Raw genomic sequence first — 17,599 nt, 5'->3', positions numbered from 1 at the left:
CGGCGGAATCGGTCATGCCGACCCGGCCGGCTCCCCGGCCGTCTCACGCCGCCGGGCGCCGCGCGTGGAAGATCCCCCATCGCAGCCGTCCGCTCCGGGCCGCGTCCACCCACAGCGGCAGGTTGAGGAGGAGGCCCTGGAGGTAGTCGGGGCTGATGAGGTCCCGGAGGGTGTCCTTCCGGGATTCGGTCTCCTCGGTCAGCCGGACGTAGTGGCGCACGAGTTGCTCGCTGTGGTCGTCGAAGCCGACGTCCTCCAGGCCGAGCGCGGTCAGCCGTTCCCGGTAGAACGACGGTGTGGCCAGCGCGTCGACGCCGAGCCGGGCGACGACGGGCCGCAGGGCCTCGTCGGGGGTGCCCTCGGCGGCCATGACGTCGGTGAACGCCAGGGCGCCGCCGGGTGCCAGGACGCGTGCCGCCTCGGCCAGCGCGCGGGCGCGGTCGTCGCTGTGGCAGAGCGCCTCCAGCGAGCAGACGGCGTCGAACTCGCCGTCGGCGTAGGGCACGTCGTGGAACGAGCCGGTGACGACGTCGACGAGACCGTCCAGGCCGCGCTCGGTGTTGGTCTTGCGGTGCCGTGCGTTCTGCGCCTCGCTGAGGTTGAGGGCGACGACCCGGCACCCGAACCGCCCGGCCAGGTAGCGGGCGGTGCCCCCGTACCCGGAGCCGAGGTCCAGAGCCCGCCGCCCGGGCCCCAGCCGGTCGGCGAGGTGCGCCGACAGCCGCTCCACGGTCCGCCGCGACGCGTCGGCGACGGGCTCCCCCTCCCGTTCGTAACTTCCGGTGTGGATGTCCTCGCCGCCCCAGACGGCGTCGTAGAAGGCGTCCACGTCACGGGTCTCGTAGTAGCGCCGCGTCGCCTCGTCGTGTCGCTGCACTCCGCTCACCTCACCTTGGGGGCTGGGCCTTGGGCTGAACCTTGGGGCTGATCGTTTCCGCCCGTCCCCAATCTGCCGTCGTGGACGGGCGGTGAACAGAGGGCGTGGCCGGGGCGGCGGTTACGGACGGGTGTGCCGGGCGGTCAGCGCGCGGGCGCCGCCGGTTTCTCCGGCGGCTCCGCGATCTCCCGGACGTTCTCCCCCCAGGGCGAGGCCGAAGACGGAGTCCGAGTGCTCCCGGTACCGCCACGCGGCCGGGTCCGCGAGCAGCCGGTCGAGTTCGGCACCGGTGATCCGCCGCCCGTCCATCCAGGCGGGCGGCTGCGGCCCCTCGTACACGTCGATGTACCCCTTCCGGCACCACTGGGAGACGATCTCGGCGAAGAGCGGGACGTGCCGCTCCCATTCCTCCTCGTCGTCACTTTCCGACCAGTCGGAAAGGAACACCCAAAGGTCCGAGCCCTCCCGGGAATTCCAATAGACGTACTCTTCCTCTTCGGTGATCCAGTACATGCTCGGTGCCCGGGAGTTCCTGTTCGGCCTCGGCGGGGAACGCGGCGTTGTCGTCGCTTCCCGCCAGCCTAGTGAGGCCGGGCCGCCTCCGGTCAGGCGGGCTGCCTGCGCGTGGCCACATAGGCGAAAGGCGCCGAGACGCCGGCGCTGTGGTGGTCGGCCGCCGAAAGAGCCAGTTCCAGGCGTTTCCGCGGCTTCAGGTCGAGATCCGCCGTGGCGTGCAGGGCGCCCAGCGCGAATCCCTCGCCGCAGCCCACGGCGGCGTACCCGTCGGCGGGTTCGGCTATCTGATAGTCGTCGTAGACGGCGAACAGACGGCCGTTTATGCCGACGAGGAATGTGCCGGCGGATTCCTGTTCGGCGTCCTTGCGCGCCCAGCCGCCGTCCTTCAGGCACTTGCGCAGCTTGTCGACGAAGACGGTCGTCATGAAGCGGTCCAGGTCGCCGGCGGGTTTGGGGGCGCGGAACGCGTGGTGCAGCAATTGGCCCATGCGGAAACTGGTGGTGAAACCCATGACGTACGGGCCGTTCCGGAAGATCTTAGGATCCCGGCGAACGGTGATCCGGAGGCCGGCGACCCCGGCCGAATCCCCGCCCAGGTGCACCCGCCCGTTGTGTACGAGCCCGGTGATCACGGTCATGCGTCGTCCCCCTCCGCTGTACCCCTGCTCCTCTGCTCCCCTCCTCGATTACTGCGCCCGGGGCGGCGGCCGGAAACCGGCGGCCGGGCTCAGCGGGTGACGGCGGTCTCCCGTTCGAGGCGGGACAGCTTCTCGGGGTTGCGCACGGCGTAGAGGCCGGTGACGCGGCCGTCGTCGAACCGCACCGCCAGAAGGGTGTCGACCGCGCCGTCGAGCCGGACGACCAGGGCCGGGAAGCCGTTGGCCCACACGGGGCGCAGCGACGCCGCAGCGGCAGGGATCCGGGCGAGCACCCGGGCCACCGTCCCGGCCCCGCCCAAGTCCCTCCGGGAACCGGTCTGCCTGCGCGCCGGCCAGATCAACGGCTGCGGCTTCTGCGCCGACGTCCGCACCAAGGAGGCCACGGCCCCCGGCGAGTCCCCGCTCCGGCTCGGCCTGGTCGCCACCTGGCGCGAGTCCACCGTGTTCACGGACGCCGAACGGGCCGCGCTGGCGCTCGCGGAGGAGGGCACCCGGCTCGCCGACGCCCACCAGGGCGTGTCCGACGAGACCTGGGCGCGGGTGCGCGAGCACCACGACGACGATCAGGCCGCGGCGCTGGTCGGGCTCGTCGCCATGATCAACGCGGCCAACCGGTTCGGCGTGATCCTGCGCCGGCCGGGGGGGCTCGTACGAACCCGGCGTGTTCGCCGTCCTGCGGGACTGACCGGCGGGACCGGCCGGGGGACGGCCGGGGGACGACGACAGCCGTGGGCGGCGTCCGGAAGGGACGCTACCCACGGCTGTCGTTGGTTTCCGCCGGTCAGTAGGCGGAGTTGACGTTGTCCATCGAGCCGTACTTGTCGGCCGCGTAGTTGCAGGACGCGACGATGTTGGCCACCGGGTCGTAGATGTCCCAGGACGTGCCCTCGACGTGGTACGCCTTGAACGTCGGGTCGATGATCTGCAGCAGACCCTTCGACGGCACACCGTTGACCGCGTTGACGTCCCAGTCGTTGATCGCGTGCGGGTTACCCGTCGACTCCCGCATGATGTTCCGCTTCACACCGTCGTAGGAGGCCGGGATGCCCTTGGCCTTCATGATGTCCAGAGCCTGCGAGATCCAGCCCTCCAGGTCATTCCCGTACGCCTTCGGCGCCGGAGCGGCGGGAGCGGCCGGCTTCTGCAGCGGCTTACGGGCGGTGGAGCGGTTCGCGGCCTGCTTCTGCGCACGGTCCTTGTCCGCATCGGCCTTCGCCTTGGCATCCGCCTTGGCCTTGGCATCCGCCTTCGCCTTGGCGTCGGCGTCGGCCTTGGCCTTGGCGGCGTGCTTGGCCGCGGCGGCGTCCGTCCGGGCCTGCTCGGCCGCCTTGTCGGCGGCGTCCGCCCGCTCGGCGTCCTGCGTCTGGGCGAAGGTCTCCGCGTTCCAGGCCACCGGCTTGACCGGCGCCGGAGCGGCCACGGCGTGCGAGGCGGCACCGAACGCGACGGCGGCGGCACCGGCGGCGGTCAGCGCCGCGGCGGAGAACTTGTGGGCCTTCGTCAGACGGGTATAGCCGGAGTGAGTGGAACGCATGAGAAGGGTGAACCTTTCGGATCGGGGAACCGCGACGGGCCTGGACCGGCGCAAAGAAAAGCGCCGTTCTCGGTCGGACGGCGCCGTGCGGTCCCACCATTCTTAGCGGCGGTGAAATCCCCTGGCAAAGACCGCTTCTACGGCCCTCTTTCGCAGGTCGGAGCCCGTCCGGACGCGAGCGCTCCGGGGCCTTCGCGGGCGGTGGCGCGGCGGCCGGATACGGCCTAGCACCGTAGGTGACGCGGGTCTCATGGGCGGGCTCACATCCGCCGCCCCTCCGGCTCACGGCACGTCGGCCGGGCGCTACTCGGCGGAGCCGGATTCCGGGGCCGGCGCCGGTCCGTGTTCGATCGCCCGACGCGGGGCGAGCACCCCATCCGGCGCAGGGCCGCCGGATGCCGGACGCCGGGCCGGGCGCAGGGACAGGAGCCACGCCGCGTCCGGCGTCGGCCTCCGCGGCCCGCTCGGGACCGGGCTTCGCGCCCTTCGCGGGTGGGCGGTCCACCACTCGACGCGGAGCCGGAGCCGCGCCCGGCACAGGCAGGGAAACCACGCCCCGCCCGCGACCGGACCCCGGTCCCCCGGAGGGCCGGACTTCGCGCCCGGCACAGGACGGCTCACCGCACCCGACACAGAGCCGGACGCACCCGGCACACACACGGAAACCGCACCCCGCCCACGACCGGATCCGACGCCCTATGCGCAGCCGGGCTCGACGCCCCGCACGGGAACGGGCGCACCCCGCACGGAACCGGGTTCCCCGCCCGGCCCGGGGGCAGGCACCACCCCCCGCCCAGGCGCGGCATCCGCGCCCGTCGCGAAGCCCGGTTCCCCGCCCGGCGCGGGCGCACGCGCCACGCCGCGCGCTGGCCCGGATTCCCCCTCCGCCCCCGCCCCCGGTTCCGTCAGCAGTTCCCCCGCACACGCGGCGAAGGCCGTCACCAACCCGCTCCGGTCCCCCGCCCGGGTCGCCAGGACCACGTGGCTCGGCTCGACGCCGTCCAGGGGGACCACGGTCAGGTCAGGGCGGAGGCCGGCTGTCGCGCCGGTGGCCATGATGGCGACGGCCTCGCCCGCCGCCACGTGCTCCAGCTTGTCCTCCATGGACTCGATCAGCGGGCCGCCGGGTGCCGGGCGGCCGTCCGGTCGGGGGTCGATGCGCCAGTACGCGTCCCATACCGGGTCGGAGTCGCGCACCCGGGGCAGGGGCTCGTCGGCGATGTCGTCCAGGGTGGCGCTCTTCCTGCCGGCCAGCCGGTGGTCGCGGGGCACGACGAGGACCCGTGGCTCCGAGTACAGGAGCGTCACACGGAGTCTTTCGGTGGGGAAGGGCAGCCGGGCCACCACGGCGTCCGCGCGGTGGTCGAGCAGGGCCGTGCTCACGTCGTCCCACCGCAGGTGTACGGTCGCCACCTCCGCTTCCGGATGCCGGCGGCGCAGCTCGCGCACCGCGGACGTGACGATCAGGGGCGGGAGGACGCCGACGGTGACGCGGTCGGGCCGGGCGGCGGCGCGGGTACGGGAGGCCGCCTGCGCCGCGGAACGCAGGAGCGCCTTGGCGAGCGGTAGGAAGACCTCTCCGGCCTCGGTGAGCCGGGTGCCGCGCGGGGTGCGGTCCAGCAGCCGGGCGCCCAGCCGCCGCTCCAGGCTCCGGATCTGCCGGCTCAGCGACGGCTGGGCGATGCGCAGGGTTTCGGCGGCGCGGCCGAAGTGCCGGTGCTCGGCGACGGCGGTGAAGTAGCGCACCAGCCGCAGGTCGAGATCCGGCGCGGGGCCTGCTGGTTCGGGCATGCCGGAAGCGTACTCCCGCCGGGTACGCGGAGGTTCCCGCACGCACGCTCTGGTCTGCGGTGATGCCTGTATCGCATGACCGTATGCGGAACGGGACCTGGATCCGGCGCGCTCTCCGCCCGGAGGATGGGGCCGTCGCCTCCGCCGCCGTTCGGGCACCGGGCGGGGCGGGCGGTACCGCATCCCCCCTTCGCACCTCTGGAGTTCACCATGCGTGTCTTCGTCACCGGCGCCTCCGGTTTCATCGGTTCCGCCGTCGTCCGGGAACTGCTCGGCGCCGGGCACCAAGTCCTCGGTCTCGCCCGTTCCGACCGGAGCGCCGCCGCCCTCGCGGAAGCCGGTGCCGAGGTGCACCGGGGTGACCTCGACGATCCGGAGAGCCTGCGTGATCCGGCCGCCGCCGCGGACGGCGTCGTCCACCTCGCCTACCGCCACGACCTGATGTACGCCGGGGACCTCACCACCGCGGGCGAGGTCGACCTGCGGGCCGTGGAGGCCCTCGGCGCGGCGCTGGAGGGCTCCGGCAAGCCGCTGGTCTCGGCCTCCGGCTCCGCGATCGTCCAGGCGTCGGGACCGCTCGCGACGGAGGAGGACCCGGCCGCCCCGGGCACCCACCGGACGCCGGCGGAGGACGCGGTGCTCGCCCTGGCCGGGCGGGGCGTCCGTGCGTCCGCCGTCCGCCTTCCCCCGACCGTGCACGGCCGCGGCGACCGCGCGTTCCTCCCTGAGGTGATCGGCCGCGCCCGCGCCCGCGGGGTGTCGGCGTACGTCGGCGACGGCGCGAACCGCTGGCCCGCCGTGCATCTGCTCGACGCGGCCGTCCTGTTCCGGCTGGCCCTGGAGTCCGCGTCGGCCGGGAGCCGCCTGCACGCCATCGCGGAGGAGGGGGTGCCGTTCCGCGACATCGCGTCCCTCGTCGGCCGCCGGCTGGGGCTTCCGGTGCGGGGTCTCTCCGGCGACGAGGCCGCCGCCCATTTCGGGTGGCTCGCCCCGTTCGCCGGGCTGGATGCCCCCACCTCCGGCGCCCTGACGCGGGAGCGGCTGGGCTGGCGTCCCGTCCGCCCCGGCCTCCTCGCGGACCTGGAGGAAGGGCACTACTGGCAGGTGTGACGAGGCACGCCCCGGCCACACACGTGCATTTCGCAACCAGTGCAAAGCACAAGGAAAACTTCCTATAGCCCTTCTCGACTCCCTTCAAGCCCCGCTGAACCAGCCGGGGTTGAGGTCCCTCGTGGATGCGGAACGGAGCTCGCCGCAGTCCGGCGGAGGCTCGGATCCGTCACGCGAAGGGGTGAGGTGCCTGGCTCTTCGTCGCGCCCGCGACAGGGCGGAGGCGGCCGCCCGGCGCGCTCGTGCGGCGCCGGGCCGTGCCGCGAGCGCCACTCCTCGGCCGCCGGCCCGGCGGGGCCGCCCGTCGCGGTGAGCCGCACCACGCGGGGAAGACGCCCCGCCGGCAGGACGGCGGCGGGGCGCCCGGACCCGTTACGGAGTCTCCTCCCGCGCCGTCGCCCGGTGCCGGACGCCCGAGCGTACGGCCCAGCGGAAGACGCCCAGCGCGAAGACGGCGACGGCGAGGGAGTCGTAGGGGGCCGGGAGGCGGCCCGAGCCCTTGAAGGTGCCCAGCCAGGACAGCAGGGTCAGCACCGCCAGGTAGCACACCAGCCAGGCGCCCTCGCGGAGTTCGGCGGCGAGCGGGCCGTCGGCGGCGGAGCGCCGCATGGCGAGGAAGATCAGCAGCCCGGCCAGCACGACGGGCAGGGCCAGCCGCAGGTCGTGCCAGCCCGACCAGTACACGAACTCGGTGGCCACGACGAAGCTGACCGGAGCGATCCAGCGCAGGCCGGGCACCCAGCCCGCCATCGGGGTGCCGGGGTCGGCGCGGAAGACGGCGACCGCCACGGCCGAGGCCGCGTAGATCAGCAGGTACATGTCGCCCATGATGCTGACGATGCGCTGCCACTCGCCGAAGGGCAGCAGGAAGACGACGATCACCACGAGGTTCAGGGCGAGCGCCCGGTGCGGGATGCCGGACCGGCGGTCCACCCGCATGAACGTCCGGGGCAGGGTGCGGTTCTTGGCGAGGGCGTAGGTGTGGCGGGCGTTGAGGGCCACGCCGACGTACGCCGAGCCGCCGGGCGAGAGCACCGCGTCGGCGTAGAGCAGGCTGGAGAGCCAGTGCAGGTTGAGGATCAGGGCGAGCTGGCCGAAGGGCGACTCCAGGTCGACGCCCTTCCAGCCGTGGCCCAGGAGGCTCTCGGGAACGGTGAAGAGGAAGGCGAACTGGAGCGCCAGGTACATCAGGAGCGCCAGGCCGATGCCGGTGAGGACGGAGGCCGGGATGGTGCGGCGGGGGTCGCGTGCCTCGCCGGAGAAGTCGAGGGCGGCCTGGAACCCGTTGACCGAGTAGACGATGCCGCCGCCGGCGAGGGCGGAGAGGCAGGCGGCGTAGCCGTAGGGGGCGAAGCCGCCGTGGTCGGTGAGGCGTCCGGAGTGCCAGCCGGAGGCGAACAGGGCGATGACCGTGACGACCGGCACGGCGATCTTGAAGATGGAGACGAGGTTGTTCAGCCGTGCGAACAGGCGGACCGCGAACCAGTTCAGCGCCGTCAGCAGCACGCTCAGGCCGACGGCGAGCGCGAGGCCGGTGGGGGTGAGCACATGGCCGCTGTAGAGGTCGGGCAGGTAGTGGTCGGCGTACTGCATGATGGCGCTGATCTCGGCGGCGGTGCCGCCCACCGACAGCAGGACGGACCAGCCGATCAGCGTCCCGACGAGCCGCCCTCCGGCGTACAGCGGCCAGCGGACCGTGCCGCCGCCCTCGGGCCGTGACGCGCCGAGCTCGATCATCACCAGGGCGACCAGCCCGCAGAGCACGCCGGCGCCCACCCAGGTCAGCAGGGAGGCGGGCCCGGCGGTGCGGGCCGCGTACATCGCCGCGAAGAGCCAGCCGGACCCCACGATGTTGGAGAAGCCGATGGCGGTGAGCGCCCAGAAGCCGAGGTCCCGCCGGAGCCTGCCTTCCTGCACGGCCGTCTCGACGGCGGTGTCCGCTGCGGCGTCGTGATCCGCTGGCACGTTCTCTCCCTGTCCGAGGCGTCCCGACGAGGTGCGGGTGAACGGTCACTCAACCTTAGGTGACACCTCGTCATTCCCTCCGGTCCCACGGGGCCCCTCGTGTCCCGGAGGGTGTGCGGTTCCGTGCACGGCGACAAGTGATCGAAATGGCCGGAAGTCGTCGCATGGGCGACCTGCCCGATGATGAGCACAACGCGCACAACGTCCCCCACTGGAGAATCGCCGCCGCCCGGCCGCACGGACGAAGGGTTCCTTGCACGCACGCCGTTCGATTTCAGCCAATCGAATTTCCGTCAACTGAACACTTTTATAAGGTTGTTGCGCGAACAGGGGGCGGAATGGCAGGTTCCGTCACGCCACGCTCAGGGTGACCGCAATCAACCGAACTGGGTTGCTATGTTTACGGCTCATGGCCCAGGTATGGTCGCGCGCTGGGGGGAATATGGATGTGCTGCGCAGTCCGGATAATGCCGAACGTAAGGCGGAGTTGGCCGCGCTCGGGGGGTTACTCACGGAAGCAGGGGCGGGGCGTGGGAGTGTCGCGCTGGTGAGCGGACCGGCGGGCAGCGGAAAAACCCACCTCCTGCGAACATTCTGTAAAGAGGCGGAGAATTCCGGCGCTCTCGTGTTGACCGCCATGGCGTCCCGGGCCGAGTCCGGACTGCCGCTGGGCGTGATGGACCAGCTGTTCCGGTGCGAGACGCTGCCGGGGGGGCTCCGGCGCCGGGCGACCGCGCTGCTGGCCGACGAACCGCCCGGGGCCCGGGGGCCCGACGCCGGGCCGGGGACGATGAACCAGCCGAGCGTCGAGGTGGCCAACGGTCTGCGGTCGATCCTGCTGGAGCTGAGCGACCGCGGCCCCGTCGTGGTGGGCATCGACGACCTCCAGTACGCCGACGGCCCGTCCCTGCAGATGCTGCTGTTCCTCCAGCGCCGGATGAAGACCTCCCGTGTGCTGCTCCTGCTCGCGGAGCTGTCCACGGTGCGCTCTCCCCATCCCGTCTTCCACGCCGAGCTGTTCCGCCAGCCGAACTGCCGCAAGATACGGCTGGACCTGCTGAGCCGCTCGGGCGTCCACACCCTGATCGAGGCCCGGCTCGGCCCGGCGAAGGCGCGGGAGCTCACCGAGGCGTACCACGCGGCCTCCGGCGGCAGTCCGCTGTTCCTGACCGCCCTGCTGGACGACCACGAGGCCGCCCACCGCCCGGGCGGCGAACCGGCCGCCCTGGAACCGGCAGCCTCCGAGGCGGCCTTCCGCACCGCGCTGACCGACTGCCTCTACCTCGCGGAGCCGTCGGCGCTGGCGGTCGCACGGGCGGTGGCCGCGCTGGGCACGGCCGGTTCCCCGGCCCTGATCGGCCACGCCCTCGGGATGAACACGTCCACGGTGGAGCACGCCATCGCCTCACTGGCCGCCACCGGACTGCTCGGTCCGGAGGACTTCCGGCACCCCGCGACCCGCACGGCCGTCCTGGCGGAGACGCCGCCCGACACTCGGCACGACCTGCATCTGCGGGTGGCGGCCGCGCTGCACCACGCCGGGGCGCCGCCGGGTCCCGTCGCCGAGCAACTGCGCGCGGCGGAACGGGCCCCCGAGGCATGGATGATCAATGTCCTGCGGGAGGCCGCGCGCGGCGCGCGCGGCGCCGGCCGGCGGGCGACCGCCTGCGCCTACCTCGATCTGGCCCTGAAGGACTGCGCGGACCGCCGGCAGCTCGCCGCCCTCACCGCGGACCGGATGCGCGTCGAGTGGCAGAAGTCGCCGCTCAAGGCCATGCGGCACGTGGAACTGCTGTGGGAGGCGCTGCGGGCCGGGCATCTGAACGGCCACGACGCCGGGCTGCTGACCCGCGGTCTGCTCTGGCACGGCAGATACCGGGAGGCCCGGGAGGCGCTGGCACTCTGGAAGGCGTACGGCGCCGCGTCCGACCCCACCGAGTCGGAGGAGCTGGCGGCCCTCACGACCTGGATGGCGTACTCGCATCCGTCGCTGATGACGTCCCCCGGCGGAACCCTGGCCACCGCGCCGCGGACCGGCCCGGACGCGGCCCGCCCGTTCGGCCGGCACGCCGTCAGCGTGCTCTACCGGCTGCTCGCGGACGGCGCCGGCGAGGCCGCCGCGGCCCGTGCCGAGGCCATCCTGCACAGCGTCGTCCTGAGCGGCGCCACCCTGGAGTCACTGCACGCCGCCCTGCTGACCCTGCTCTGCGCCGATCATCCCGACAAGGCCGCCGCGTGGAGCGACGAACTGCTCAAGGAGGCCGAGCAGCACGACGCGCCGATGTGGCAGGTCGTGTTCGCGACGATGCGCGCGGACGCGGCGTTCCGGCAGGGCGACATGGCCACCGCCGTGCGCCACGGCGAGATCGCGCTGGCCCGGATCCCGGCGTCGGCCTGGGGCGTCGCCATCGGCAGCCCGCTCGCCGTGCTGATCCTCGCCACGACCATGATGGGACGGCACGACGAGGCGGTGCGGTACATCCGGCAGCCCGTGCCGGACACCATGTTCGAGGCCCGCTACGGCCTGCACTACCTCCACGCGCGCGGCCACTTCCACCTGGCGACGGGCCGGCCGGCGGCGGCGCTCACCGACTTCGAGAGCTGCGGCCGGCTGGCGACCGCCTGGAAGCTCGACCTGCCCGCCCTGATCCCCTGGCGCGGCGGCGCCGCCGAGGCCGCGCTGGCCCTGGGGCTCACGACCCGGGCCCGGGCCCTCGTCGAGGAGCAGCTGACGCGGCCCGGCACCCGGCAGCCCCGCACCCGGGGCACGTCCCTGCGGCTGCTGGCCGCGACCGGGGCGCCGGAGGACCGGCCGGGGCTCCTGCGCCAGGCCGTGGAGCTGCTGCGGCCGGACACCGGCCGCTTCGAACTCGCCCGGGCGCTGGCCGATCTCCGGGACGCCCACGAGGCGCTGGGGGAACGCGAGGCGGCCGAGGAGGCGGGGCGGCGGGCCGCCGAGATGATGGCGTCCTGCCAGGTGCCCGCGGAGTGGGAGCGCCCCGAGGTCGTCGTCCGGCCGGCTCCGGCCGCGCCGGCCACGGCGGTTTCCGCGCCTTCGGACGTGGCGCCGACCGCGTCCGGGCGGCCGGCCGGTCCAGCCGGTCCGCTCAAGGAGCCGAGACCGCCCGCCGCCGAGGTGCTGAGCGACGCCGAGCGGCGCGTCGCCGAACTCGCCGCGGCGGGCGTGACCAACCGGGCGATCGGCCGGAAGCTGTTCATCACCGTCAGCACCGTCGAGCAGCACCTCACCCGGGTCTACCGCAAGCTGGACGTCAGCCGGCGGAGGGACCTGGCCGCCCGGCTGGGCCTGGACGCACCGGACGCCGAGTCCGCCTGAGCGGCCGGTTCCGGTGCGCCGGCCCCGCCCGCGCGCCCGCTCGTGGATCCGCCGTCACGGCTCGTAGATCCACTCCAGATAGCGTTCGATCTCGTCCGCGGCCCGGCGTGCGCCGCCCGCCCGGCGCGCCTCGCGCTGGAGTCCGCGCACCCGGTGCAGGGTGTCGGCGTCGTCGAGGAGGGTGTGGACCGCCTCCACCAGCCGTTCCGGAGCGGCGGCCTCCGGCGGCAGCCGTACGCCGAGGCCGAGTTCCGCCACGCGGTCCGCCACCACCCGTTCCGACGCGGTCGTCGGCACGGCGACCAGCGGGGTGTTGAAGTAGAGGGCTTCCATGACGTTGCCGGCGTCCGGATGGCAGATGTACGCGGAGGCCCGGCGCAGCACCACCGAGCGCGGCACCCGGGCGTGCACCTCCACGTTCGGGGGTAACCCGCCCTGGTCCCGGCCGCGGTCGTCCGCGCCGCCGGTGGTGACGACCAGGTGCAGCGGCAGGCGGGCCAGCGCCGTCGCGCACTCCCGGAGGTAGCCCGGGTCCCGGTGGAGCAGCGCGGGGTCCAGGGCGAGGAACACCACGGGCAGCCCGTCCCCCGCCGGCATCCAGCGCTCGTCGATGCGGCGCTCGGGGATGCACGGCCCGACGAACGCCACCCGGCTGTCGAAGCGGTCCCCGCCGCTCTGGAACGCCCTGGGCATCAGGGCGATGGACAGCGGCTCGGCCCGGGTGTAGAAGTCCTGCGGCGGTGCGCCGGCGTGCTCGGCGTAGGCCAGGAACCGGGCCAGCCGTCTTCGCAGCCCGTCGGGGAGGCGTGCCAGGCACTCCTCGGACGACCGCCCCTCGGGCACCGGGGCGTCGGGCCCGCGGCCGTCGTCCCAGGCGAACGAGGGGTAGACCTGGACGCCGGGCCGGTTCCAGCGGCAGGTGAGCAGGCGGGCGACGACGCGGGTGGAGGACTCGTACAGCACGAGGTCGGGGACGTCGTCGGCGAACTCGGCGTGAATCTCCTCCGCGCAGTCGAGCGTCTCCTCGACGCTGGAGAGGTCGAGCGCCGCGGCCGGGTCCCGCGCCTCTCCGTACGGCCCGTATTCGGGCCGGGACTCGGGCACGAGGACGTCCACGCCGGCGGTGGCGGCCCGCTCGGCGAACTCCATGGTGGTGATGTACGTGATCCGGTGGTCCCTGCGGCGCAGTTCGCGCACGATGGGCAGCATCGGCCGGGTGTGCGCCTCGTCCGGCGCGCTGATCACGGCAATGGTGTAGCAGGGCTTGGGGGGCTCCTTCTCCATGAGCGCGACGCCCCCTCGCGGCACGGGTCCGAGGTCCCTCCCACCGGCCCGCGCGGTACCCGGACGAATTCTCACGGGGGTCACATGCCCCGGTATCAACTCGCTGATGAGATCGCATCCTTGGCCTGGCGCCGGAGCGTAGCACGCGTGCGGCGCGGTGCGGACGCATCCGACGGCCCGCCCCCGGCGGCCGGGCATTCCCGGCCGTTCCGGTGGCGGTCGAATGCGCGACGGATGTCGCTTGTACAGGGGAAAGACCCGCGTCCGGTCCTTCGAACTTTTCGCGAAACCGTCTGTGCGTATGCCCCCCGTGACTGACTTTCCGGTGGCAGGATCCGGCAATCGTGGCATTGATCACAAACAGGGCCAGAAGCTGACGGAGTATCAGGAAAGCCATGACGGGAGGCCCCGGCGTGCCGGTCGGGCACCGCCGGGACCTGGGACCCGTCGTCAAGTCCGTGCTCAGCGCCCGCCGCGGTGCCCGTCGAGTGCCGCCACCCACGCCTCGACGGCGTCGGCCGTCGTGTCCGACGCGCCTTCGAGGAGGGTGAAGTGGTTGCCGGGGACCTCGCGCAGGGTGTGCGCGGCGGGCCAGGAGGAACGCCAGTCGGCCTCGCCTTCCCCGGCCTCCGCCTGCCCGGGGAAGGGCTCCGTCGGCCGGACGAACAGCACGGGCGCCGCCACGGGCCCGGGGGCGCACCGGGTGATGAAGAGGCTGTAGCGGCCCATGGCGGAGAGCCGGTCGGCGGTGAACGTCCCGAAGACGTCCTCGCGTTCCAGCATGCCGTCCAGCATCCCCGCCCACAGCGCGTCGCCGCCGGCGCCGGTGTCGTCGTCCGCGTCGTCGGTGGGCAGGTAGGTGTCCAGCAGGACGATCGCGGCGGGCCGCGTGCCCCCGGCCTCCAGCCGGCCGGCCGTGGCGTGCGCGAACTGCCCGCCCGACGAGTAGCCCACCAGGACGAACGGCTCGTCGTCCGCCAACTCCCGTACGCTGTGCGCGAAGTGGTCGACGGCGGCGTCCACGGACGCGGGCAGCGGTTCGCCGGCCGCGAAGCCGGGCGAGGTCACCACGTGCACGTCCCGCACGCCCCGGAAGTGCGCGGCGAGCCGCGCGTACTGCTGGGGACCGGCGAGGGCCATCGGTGACGGGAAGCAGATCAGGGCCGGGCCCCGGGAACCGCGGGCCAGGGTCACCGGCTCGCGCACGCCCCGCGCCTCGGCGGCGGTACGGAAGGAGGGGCGCAGGTCGGCCGCGGCGTTCAGCAGGGCGGTGCCCGCCGCCATCTTCCCTTCCCGGACCGCCGCCCGGAACAGCTCGCTCAGCGTCTCCGCGGGGCGCGGTACGGCGGACACCTCCCGGACGGAACGAACAGCGCCGTCGGGGAGCGCGGGGGCCGTGTCCAGCGCGGCCCGCAGGTGCGCGGCGAGCCGGGCCGGGCTGCCGAGATCGAACACCGCGGCGGGGTCGATGTCCAGCCCGGTGGCCCGCCCCAGGGCGCGGCGCAGTTCGGCGGCGGACAGCGAGTCCACGCCCGCCTCCAGGAACCCGCGTTCCGGGTCCACCTCGGCCACGGACCCGTACCCGAGCACCAGGGCGACGTGTTCCACGACCAGCTCGGTGAGCGCCTTCTCCCGTTCCACGTCCTGGAGTTCGGCCAGCCGGGCACGGAGCCGCTCGGGAGCGGCCGGGTCCTCCCGTGGTTCGGCGGCCTCCGGCGTGTCCTGTCGGGCGGTGCCGGAGCCGGAGCCGGGTCCGCCGAACAGGGCGGGCGAGTCGATCCAGTAGCGGCGGTGCTGGAACGCGTAGGTCGGCAGGTCCACCACACGCGCGCCACTGCCCTCGAAGAACGCCGCCCAGTCCACGGAGACACCGGCGGCGTACAGCCGTCCCACGCCCGCCACCACCGCCGGGGCCTCGTCCCGCCCCTTGCGCAGCAACGGCACGACGGCCGCCCGCTCGGCCTCGTCCGGCTCCAGGCACGCCTCCACCATGCCCGACAACACCGCGTCGGGACCGACCTCGACGAACCTGACGGCACCACGCGCCACGACGGCCCGCACGGCGTCGGCGAAGCGGACGGGGCGGCGGACGTGCTCGACCCAGTAGTCGACGCTCGTCAACTCCTCTGCCGTCGCCGCCAGTCCGGTGACGGTGGAGACGATCGGGATGCGGGGCTCGGCGAACGACAGGCCGGCGACGACCGTGCGGAAGTCCTCCAGCATCGGGTCCATGAGGGGTGAGTGGAAGGCGTGGGAGACCTTGAGTATCGAGGTCTTGCGGCCTTGCTCGCGTAGCTTGTCCACGATCGCGGTGACCGTTGCCTGCGCACCGGAGACCACGACCGCGCGCGGGCCGTTGACCGCGGCGACGGAAGCATCCTCAGCATCACCGAGCAGACCGAGGGCTTCCTCCTCGGTGCACTGGAGGGCGGCCATGACCCCGCCTTCGGGCAGGGCCTGCATCAGCCGGCCGCGTGCGGCCACCAGCGTGCAGGCGTCCTCCAACGACAGCACCCCGGCGATATGGGCCGCCGCGATCTCCCCGATGGAGTGCCCGGCCAGCACCTCAGGACGGACACCCCACGACTCCACGAGCCGGAACAGTGCCGTCTCGATGGCGAACAGGGCGGGCTGTGCGTACTCCGTGCGGTTCAGCAGCTCGTCGTCATCGCCGAAGAGGACGTCCTTAAGCGGCTGTTCGAAGTGCGCGCACACCTCGTCCAACGCCTTGGCGAACACCGGGAACGCCTCGTACACCTCCCGGCCCATCCCTGCCCGCTGTGCGCCCTGTCCGGTGAAGAGGAAGGCGGTTTTGCCGGTGGTGCGGGCCGTGCCCTGGGTGAGGCCGGGGGCAGGGGTGCCGTCGGCGAGGGCGGTCAGGGCCGTGACGAGGTCGGCGCGGGTGCGTCCGGTGACCACGGCGCGGTGGTCGAAGTGGGCACGGGTGGTGGCCAGGGAAAGACCGATCGACGCGAGGCCGTCATCGTCCGAAAGCGCCTCCCGCAGGCGGCGGGCCTGGGCGCGCAGGGCCTGCGGGGTGGTCGCGGAGAGCGGCCAGAGCACCGGGCCGGTAAACGTCTCCGGGGCGGGAGCGGGGGCCTCCTGCGGTGCTTCCTCCAGGATCACGTGCGCGTTCGTCCCGCTGATCCCGAAGGACGACACCGCCGCGCGGCGTGCCCTGTCCGACGTCCAGGGGCGGGCTTCGGTGAGGAGTTCCACCGCGCCCGCCGTCCAGTCCACCTTCGACGACGGCGCATCCACATGCAGCGTCTTGGGCAGCACACCATGACGCATCGCCATCACCATCTTGATGATGCCCGCCACACCCGCCGCCGCCTGCGTATGCCCCAGGTTCGACTTCACCGACCCCAGCCACAACGGCCGTTCCGCCGCACGGTCCTTGCCGTACGTCGCCAGCAACGCCTGCGCCTCGATCGGATCGCCCAGCGTCGTCCCCGTACCGTGCGCCTCCACCACGTCCACCTGCTCTGCCGACAGCCGTGCGTTGGCCAGCGCCGCACGGATCACCCGCTGCTGCGCCGGACCGTTCGGTGCCGTCAGCCCGTTGCTGGCGCCGTCCTGGTTGACCGCGGACCCCCGGACGACCGCCAGCACCCTGTGCCCGTTCCGCCGCGCGTCCGACAGCCGCTCCACCACGAGCACGCCCACGCCTTCCGAGAACCCGGTGCCGTCCGCCGCCTCGGCGAAGGACTTGCACCGGCCGTCGGGGGACAGCCCGCGCTGGCGGCTGAAGTCGACGTACGTGCCCGGGGTGGCCATGACGGTGACGCCGGCCGCCAGGGCGAGCGAGCACTCGCCGTTGCGCAGGGCCTGCCCGGCCAGGTGCAGGGCGACCAGCGAGGACGAGCACGCCGTGTCCACCGACACCGCCGGGCCCTCCAGTCCGAGCGTGTAGGCGACGCGGCCCGACACGACGCTGCCGCTGCCGTAGCTGTTGACGTAGTCGTGGTACATGACGCCGGCGAACACGCCCGTCCTGCTGCCGCGAAGGGCGCGCGGGTCCAGCCGGGCGTGTTCCAGCGCCTCCCACGACGTCTCCAGCAGCAGCCGCTGCTGCGGGTCGAGGGCGTGGGCGTCGCGGGGTGCCACGCCGAAGAAGGCGGCGTCGAAGTGGGCGGCGTCGTAGAGGAATCCGCCGTGGCGGGTGGTGGAGGTGGCGTCGTTCCCGGCATCGGAGTCGGGATCGGGGTCGGGGTCGTACAGGGCGTCGACGTCCCAGCCCCGGTCCTCCGGGAACTCCGCTATGGCGTCGGCCTCCTCGCCGACCAGCCGCCACAGGTCCTCCGGGGAGCTGACGCCGCCCGGGTAGCGGCAGGCCATGCCGACGATGGCCAGCGGTTCGCGCAGGGCGCCGGACAGTCTCCGGTTCTGTTCGCGCAGCCGCTCGGTCTCCTTGAGCGAGGTCCGGAGGGCGTCGACGAGCTTCGCCTCCGGGGCGGCGACGGCCTGCCGGGGCGCGGGGTCGGGCCGGCCGGGCCGGCTCGGCTGACTGGGCTGGGTCATGG

9 protein-coding genes and 3 pseudogenes are annotated in these 17,599 nt (G+C 73.5%); 3 read left to right on the top strand and 9 right to left on the bottom strand.

Going from position 1 to position 17,599, the window contains the following annotated elements; translation table 11 throughout:
• Nucleotides 1–43 precede the first annotated feature (43 nt).
• The 4 genes and pseudogenes from ACH4PU_RS33455 to ACH4PU_RS33440 all read right to left on the bottom strand — a co-directional run.
• Entirely contained in the window at nucleotides 44–877 is an 834-nt protein-coding gene (locus ACH4PU_RS33455; protein WP_398280820.1) for an SAM-dependent methyltransferase, read from the bottom strand.
• A gap of 120 nt (nucleotides 878–997) precedes the next feature.
• On the bottom strand, nucleotides 998–1,324 hold the full coding sequence (locus ACH4PU_RS33450; protein WP_398280817.1) for a hypothetical protein: 327 nt from the start codon (nucleotides 1,322–1,324) through the stop codon (nucleotides 998–1,000).
• A gap of 158 nt (nucleotides 1,325–1,482) precedes the next feature.
• Nucleotides 1,483–2,031: a hypothetical protein gene (locus tag ACH4PU_RS33445; RefSeq protein WP_398280814.1), complete on the bottom strand. Its 549-nt coding sequence runs from the start codon at nucleotides 2,029–2,031 to the stop codon at nucleotides 1,483–1,485.
• Between the two features lie 89 nt (nucleotides 2,032–2,120).
• Nucleotides 2,121–2,345: pseudogene (locus tag ACH4PU_RS33440) on the bottom strand (RNA polymerase subunit sigma-24); the annotation flags it as partial.
• Here ACH4PU_RS33440 and ACH4PU_RS33435 point away from each other — a divergent pair.
• A pseudogene (locus ACH4PU_RS33435) lies at nucleotides 2,311–2,737 on the top strand (carboxymuconolactone decarboxylase family protein). The pseudogenes ACH4PU_RS33440 and ACH4PU_RS33435 overlap by 35 nt on opposite strands.
• 96 nt (nucleotides 2,738–2,833) lie before the next feature.
• Here the strand turns inward: ACH4PU_RS33435 and ACH4PU_RS33430 are convergent.
• On the bottom strand, nucleotides 2,834–3,586 hold the full coding sequence (locus ACH4PU_RS33430; RefSeq protein ID WP_398280811.1) for a transglycosylase SLT domain-containing protein: 753 nt from the start codon (nucleotides 3,584–3,586) through the stop codon (nucleotides 2,834–2,836).
• Nucleotides 3,587–4,483: 897 nt separating this feature from the next.
• Nucleotides 4,484–5,377, bottom strand: a pseudogene (locus ACH4PU_RS33425) (LysR family transcriptional regulator); the annotation flags it as partial.
• A 210-nt stretch (nucleotides 5,378–5,587) separates the two neighbouring features.
• On the opposite strand from ACH4PU_RS33425, the gene ACH4PU_RS33420 reads away from it, so the two are divergent.
• Nucleotides 5,588–6,487 (top strand): SDR family oxidoreductase, encoded by a 900-nt coding sequence (locus tag ACH4PU_RS33420; RefSeq protein ID WP_398280808.1) that lies wholly within the window; start codon nucleotides 5,588–5,590, stop codon nucleotides 6,485–6,487.
• A 372-nt stretch (nucleotides 6,488–6,859) separates the two neighbouring features.
• On the opposite strand, the gene ACH4PU_RS33415 is transcribed toward ACH4PU_RS33420, so the two are convergent.
• Entirely contained in the window at nucleotides 6,860–8,452 is a 1,593-nt protein-coding gene (locus ACH4PU_RS33415; protein WP_398280805.1) for an APC family permease, read from the bottom strand.
• Nucleotides 8,453–8,861: 409 nt separating this feature from the next.
• On the opposite strand from ACH4PU_RS33415, the gene ACH4PU_RS33410 reads away from it, so the two are divergent.
• Nucleotides 8,862–11,789, top strand: a complete 2,928-nt coding sequence (locus ACH4PU_RS33410) for an AAA family ATPase (RefSeq protein ID WP_398280802.1) — start codon at nucleotides 8,862–8,864, stop codon at nucleotides 11,787–11,789.
• A 54-nt stretch (nucleotides 11,790–11,843) separates the two neighbouring features.
• Here the strand turns inward: ACH4PU_RS33410 and ACH4PU_RS33405 are convergent, their stop codons facing one another.
• Together ACH4PU_RS33405 and ACH4PU_RS33400 are read right to left on the bottom strand one after the other, a co-directional pair.
• Nucleotides 11,844–13,073 carry a macrolide family glycosyltransferase gene (locus ACH4PU_RS33405; protein WP_398280799.1) on the bottom strand — a complete coding sequence of 410 codons (1,230 nt, stop codon included), beginning with the start codon at nucleotides 13,071–13,073 and terminating at the stop codon, nucleotides 11,844–11,846.
• Between the two features lie 462 nt (nucleotides 13,074–13,535).
• Nucleotides 13,536–17,597 carry a type I polyketide synthase gene (locus ACH4PU_RS33400; protein ID WP_398280796.1) on the bottom strand — a complete coding sequence of 1,354 codons (4,062 nt, stop codon included), beginning with the start codon at nucleotides 17,595–17,597 and terminating at the stop codon, nucleotides 13,536–13,538.
• Nucleotides 17,598–17,599: the final 2 nt, after the last annotated feature.

It is taken from the genome of Streptomyces sp. NPDC021100, assembly GCF_044333095.1.
In the GTDB taxonomy this organism is placed as follows: Bacteria; Actinomycetota; Actinomycetes; order Streptomycetales; family Streptomycetaceae; genus Streptomyces.
Note: the sequence above shows the minus strand (reverse complement) of the source record. Positions and strands in the feature narration are given on the sequence as shown.

Bases quoted from the DNA above. Each gene is read 5' to 3' on its own strand.
- ACH4PU_RS33430 (WP_398280811.1), bottom strand. From the start codon at position 3,586: ATGCGTTCCACTCACTCCGGCTATACCCGTCTGACGAAGGCCCACAAG.
- ACH4PU_RS33445 (WP_398280814.1), bottom strand. From the start codon at position 2,031: ATGACCGTGATCACCGGGCTCGTACACAACGGGCGGGTGCACCTGGGC.
- ACH4PU_RS33405 (WP_398280799.1), bottom strand. From the start codon at position 13,073: ATGGAGAAGGAGCCCCCCAAGCCCTGCTACACCATTGCCGTGATCAGC.
- ACH4PU_RS33410 (WP_398280802.1), top strand. From the start codon at position 8,862: ATGGCCCAGGTATGGTCGCGCGCTGGGGGGAATATGGATGTGCTGCGC.
- ACH4PU_RS33400 (WP_398280796.1), bottom strand. From the start codon at position 17,597: ATGACCCAGCCCAGTCAGCCGAGCCGGCCCGGCCGGCCCGACCCCGCG.
- ACH4PU_RS33420 (WP_398280808.1), top strand. From the start codon at position 5,588: ATGCGTGTCTTCGTCACCGGCGCCTCCGGTTTCATCGGTTCCGCCGTC.